We start from the raw sequence: 4,473 nt of genomic DNA, 5'->3' as shown, positions 1-4,473 counted from the left end.
GCTTCTTTGTCGGACAGGCGTACCGGTGAGGATGGTGCCGGCTTCGGAATTTATAATGTACATAAGCGCCTGCAGTTGAATTATGGCATGAAGTATGGACTCACCTATGAGAGTAATCCTGAAGCGGGAACCGTAGTCATCGTCACTTTCAGATAACAGTAATAATCAAGGGGGGCCCGGTATGTATAAGGTTGCAATTGTAGATGACGAAGTCATCATTACTCGTGGTTTAAGTAAGAACATCGAGTGGCAGGCTAATGGCTTTGAAGTTGTGGGGACTGCAGCGAATGGTGAGGAAGGCATGAATCTCGTAGTCGAGAAGCGACCGCATTTAATTATTACCGATATCCGTATGCCTTTTGTTGATGGCTTCGAGTTTACTGAGCAAGTCGTTAAAGCGTATCCCGATACAAAAATTTTGATGCTGACAAGTTACGATGATTTTGAATTTGCGAAGAGGGCCCTGCAACTTAAGGTGTTTGACTATTTATTAAAGCCAGTTGATTCTGGGAAATTACTTGATGCAGCGAAGCGTGCAATTAAAGAACTTGAACATGAGTCGGAAATAAAACAGAAGGTCATCGAAGGATTGCCACTCTTGAGGCAGCAATTTTTGGTCAAGCTGTTTAACGGGAAATTGACTACGGAGGAAATTAAGTCGGGTATCGACTTCCTCGGTCTTCAACTAGTTGCAGCACACTTTGTAGTTATTTTACTGAAGGCAGATGATTATAGTTACACTGACTACCAGAACAGGTTTGGAAAAGAAATCCTCAAATATTGTATTATCAACGTTTCTGAAGAAACACTCTCTAGCATGGCCAAGGGTCTTGTCTTTAATTCAAATGAGGACGAGGTCGTAATTATTGTGTTTACTGAATGCAATCGAGAGAAAGCGGAATGGCAGGCTTATCAGATTGCGGAGACCATCCGTGCCAATGTAGAGAAATTTTTGAAAACCACGATTACTGCAGGCATTGGTTTTGCTTATGAGCAGACATCGGAAATTGCATTCTCGTATCAGGATGCCCGCTCTTCGCTGGAATTCCGCCATATTTTGGGGACGAATCGCGTGTTAACTATTGCCGATACTGGTTTGTCGCCTCGCAAAGAATCCATCGTTTTTGATGGTTTAGAAAAGGAATTGGCTTTGAAAGTCAAGTTGGGTTTGGCGGGGGAGGCGCTTGCCATCTTGGATGCGATGGAGCAATCCATCATTGAGAGTCAATCAATTTCCTTATCCAGAACACGTTTAATCGGGATCGAAATTACCCTTCTGATGTACAAGGAATTAGAAGAACAAGCGAAGCAACTAGATGATTTTTATTCCATTTATAACAAACAACAGCAAATGCAAACGGTTCATGAAATTTTTGTTTGTATCCGGCAGCTCGTTAACCAGTTGGTGTCGATTGTCAATCATCAACGCGACAATCAGGTGAAGAAGCTCATTAATCGCGCTATGGAATATATGGAGCAGCATTATGATCAAGAGGGTCTTTCTCTGCAGGATGTTTCAAGCGTAGTACACATCAGTCCTACTTATTTAAGTATTATCTTCAAGAAGGAAAAAAACATTAATTTTAGTGAATTTCTCAATCAATTGCGCATGAATAAGGCGATGGAACTGCTTCGAATATCTGACTTGAAGTCGTATGAAGTAGCCGAAAAGGTGGGCTTCAAAAATGCGCATTACTTCAGTCTCTGTTTCAAAAAGTACACAGGTATATCCCCTTCGGATTATAAGAATGCGTAAAGGAGGTGATCCAATTGAGAATTACACCGATTATTAAGAGGAATTAGAGTCGTCCTATTGGTTAGAAAACGTTTGAGATGTGCTGCTAGACTAGTTACATAGAAATAAATCATTCCATATTGAAAGCGTTTAACTTTGTGAAGGTGGGGGAAAGTCAATATGACATTTTTTTCGAAACATTCTAAGAAGGTTATGGTTTCATCGCTTACTTTATCGTTGCTGACAACACCGCTCGCTATATCTAGTGTAAGTGCGGATACGGGTATATCTCAGCCTGAAATATCCAGTCATATAAAGAATGTTCTTACTATCGATGGCAAGACATTCAAGGATTTAAATGGGAACGGTTCACTGGATCCCTACGAGGACTGGCGTTTGTCCACCAATCAGCGCGTAGCCGATCTTCTTCCGCGAATGAGCATGGAGGAAAAGGCTGGAATCATGCAGATTACTTCTCTACCAAGTGACATCAACGGCATCAATGACTTTGTTAATAATCGCCATATTCGTTATCTCATTATCCGTGACAACCTAACGGCTTTGGAGCTTGCTAAGAGAGCGAACACATACCAAGAGGTCGCGGAGGCTAGCCCGCTTGGCATCCCGCTCGTCTTCACCTCCAACCCTCGCAATCACGTAAGTCAGCAGCTCACATTCGGTATCAGTGAGGCTTCCGGGCAGTTCTCTACATGGCCCGGTACATTGGGACTTGCAGCAACGGGCGATCTCAGCATCATCCGCGACTTCGCCGAGACCGCCCGTGATGAGTGGYGCTCGTCTGGCATCCAGAAAACCTATGGATACCAGGTAGAAATCGCTTCGGAGCCGCGATGGAACCGAATTTCCGGTACCTTTGGTGAGGGGACAGAACTGAACTCGAAGATTGCTCGTGAGCTGGTCCTCGGCTTCCAAGGCGAGAAGCTGAGCAATAAATCTGTTGCACAGACTATGAAACACTTCGTCGGTGACGGTGCTGTGGTCCGAGGTCTCGACCCACACAACGAACCCGGTAAGTGGGCAACCTACCCAACGGAGGGCAGTCTTTTTAAATACCAACTGCCACCATTCCAAGCCGCAATTGACGCTGGTGTGAGCTCAATAATGTCCTATTACAATGTTCCAAGCAACGCGCTAAGCGCTAAGCAGCTCCCTGATGAATTGTGGTACTCCAAAGACCAGCAATTCGAGGAAGTGGCAGGAGCGTATAATAAGACCCTAATCACCGACATTCTGCGAAACAAGATGGGCTTCACTGGCTATGTCAACACCGATAGCGGACCACTGACCACTCGTGATTTTGGCGTGCATGATCTGACGATTGAACAGAAGTTCGCGAAGTCGATTCACGCCGGGGCAAACATCTTCTCGGATAATAACGATCCAAGCGGGCTGATCTCATCTATTAACACGGGCTTACTCCGCGAAGAGGAACTCAACCCCTCCGTGGCGCACTTGCTTACTGAAATGTTTGATCTAGGACTTTTTGAAAACCCTTACACAGACCCGGAGAAGGCTCAGGAGATTGCCAGTTCGCCTGCATCCCAAGCGCGAGCCGATGAGGCACATCACAAATCGATTACACTCCTTCGCAACAACAAGGGGATGTTGCCACTGTCCGACGCAAGCATCGCCACCAAGAAACTGTACGTTGAAGTTTTCAACGGTAATAACAGTGCCACGCAAACCACCGCACTTAAAAAACTCATTACAAAAAATGACCCATCTGTGACCATCGTCAATACGCTCGCAGAGGCGAATGCCGCTTTTGTGTGGGCTCTGCCGACTATTTATGCCTACCCCGACAATTCCAGTCAGGAGATTCAGTTGAGTACGCTCACAGGCATTGACGTGAATAAAATTAAGCAGATCGAGGCGGCTGTTCCGACCACTCTTGCTATCAACATGACCAATCCATGGGTCATTAATGAGATCGAGCCTAACGCTGCAGCAGTAGTGGCAACTTACGATGTCAAAGGCGAAGCCTTGCTGGACGTTATTCGTGGGCGTTACAACCCTACGGGCATTCTGCCAATTACGATCCCAGCTAACCAGGCGGCCGTCGAGAATAACGCATCGGATGTTCCAGGCTACGCAGAGAATTTTCACTACGCTTACACAAATGCGGCTGGTGACGACTACTCGTTCGGTTTTGGATTATCTTATGGTGCAAGGGCTACTCTAGCAGGAAGCAGTTCCGTAGCAACTGGAAAAACTTTTAGTTTGAATTATGGTTTGAAAAATGTAACCCAAAGTGTTTATAAAGACGTATATGCACAGGATTTGACACTCAATTTTGATCCGAATCAAATGGAATTTGTAGATGCACAATCACTAAAAACAGGATTGTCCATCGTTAGTAAAAATGTGACGGAGCCTGGAAAAGTAAGGATTTTGCTCGCAAGTTTAGGATCAAGTAACGAAATAACAACGGATGGTGACCTCATTAAGCTTCAATTTAAAGCGAAGGTAGCTGCTGTTACGCCGCCTGCTCGCGTTACTTTGTCTAGCATCGTTTTATCAGATGGAACTGGTAAAGAGACTCGGGTGGCCAACGTTTTCCAAAATGTAAAGATTAGTTCTACTCTAAGTGATCTAAACGGTGATGGTAAAGTTACAATTGGTGATCTAGGCATAGTTGCTGCGGCATTCGGAAAAACATCAAGTAGTCCAGACTGGGCACAATTTATGTTAGCGGATGTGAACAACGATGGTAAGGT

General features: G+C 44.9%; 2 protein-coding genes. Both read left to right on the top strand.

Annotation, left to right across the window (positions count from 1 at the left end; all coding sequences use genetic code 11):
- Window positions 1-181: 181 nt before the first annotated feature.
- Window positions 182-1,756: a response regulator gene (locus tag AC1DUA_RS24995; RefSeq protein ID WP_477502337.1), complete on the top strand. Its 1,575-nt coding sequence runs from the start codon at window positions 182-184 to the stop codon at window positions 1,754-1,756.
- Window positions 1,757-1,915: 159 nt separating this feature from the next.
- On the top strand, window positions 1,916-4,473 hold a 2,558-nt coding region (locus AC1DUA_RS24990), incomplete at its 3' end, for a glycoside hydrolase family 3 N-terminal domain-containing protein (RefSeq protein WP_477502336.1).

Source organism: Paenibacillus sp. 01T422 (assembly GCF_056398785.1).
This window is presented reverse-complemented; position numbering and strand designations above follow the sequence as displayed.

Coding starts and splice junctions, on each gene's coding strand:
- AC1DUA_RS24995 (WP_477502337.1), top strand. CDS start 182: ATGTATAAGGTTGCAATTGTAGATGACGAAGTCATCATTACTCGTGGT.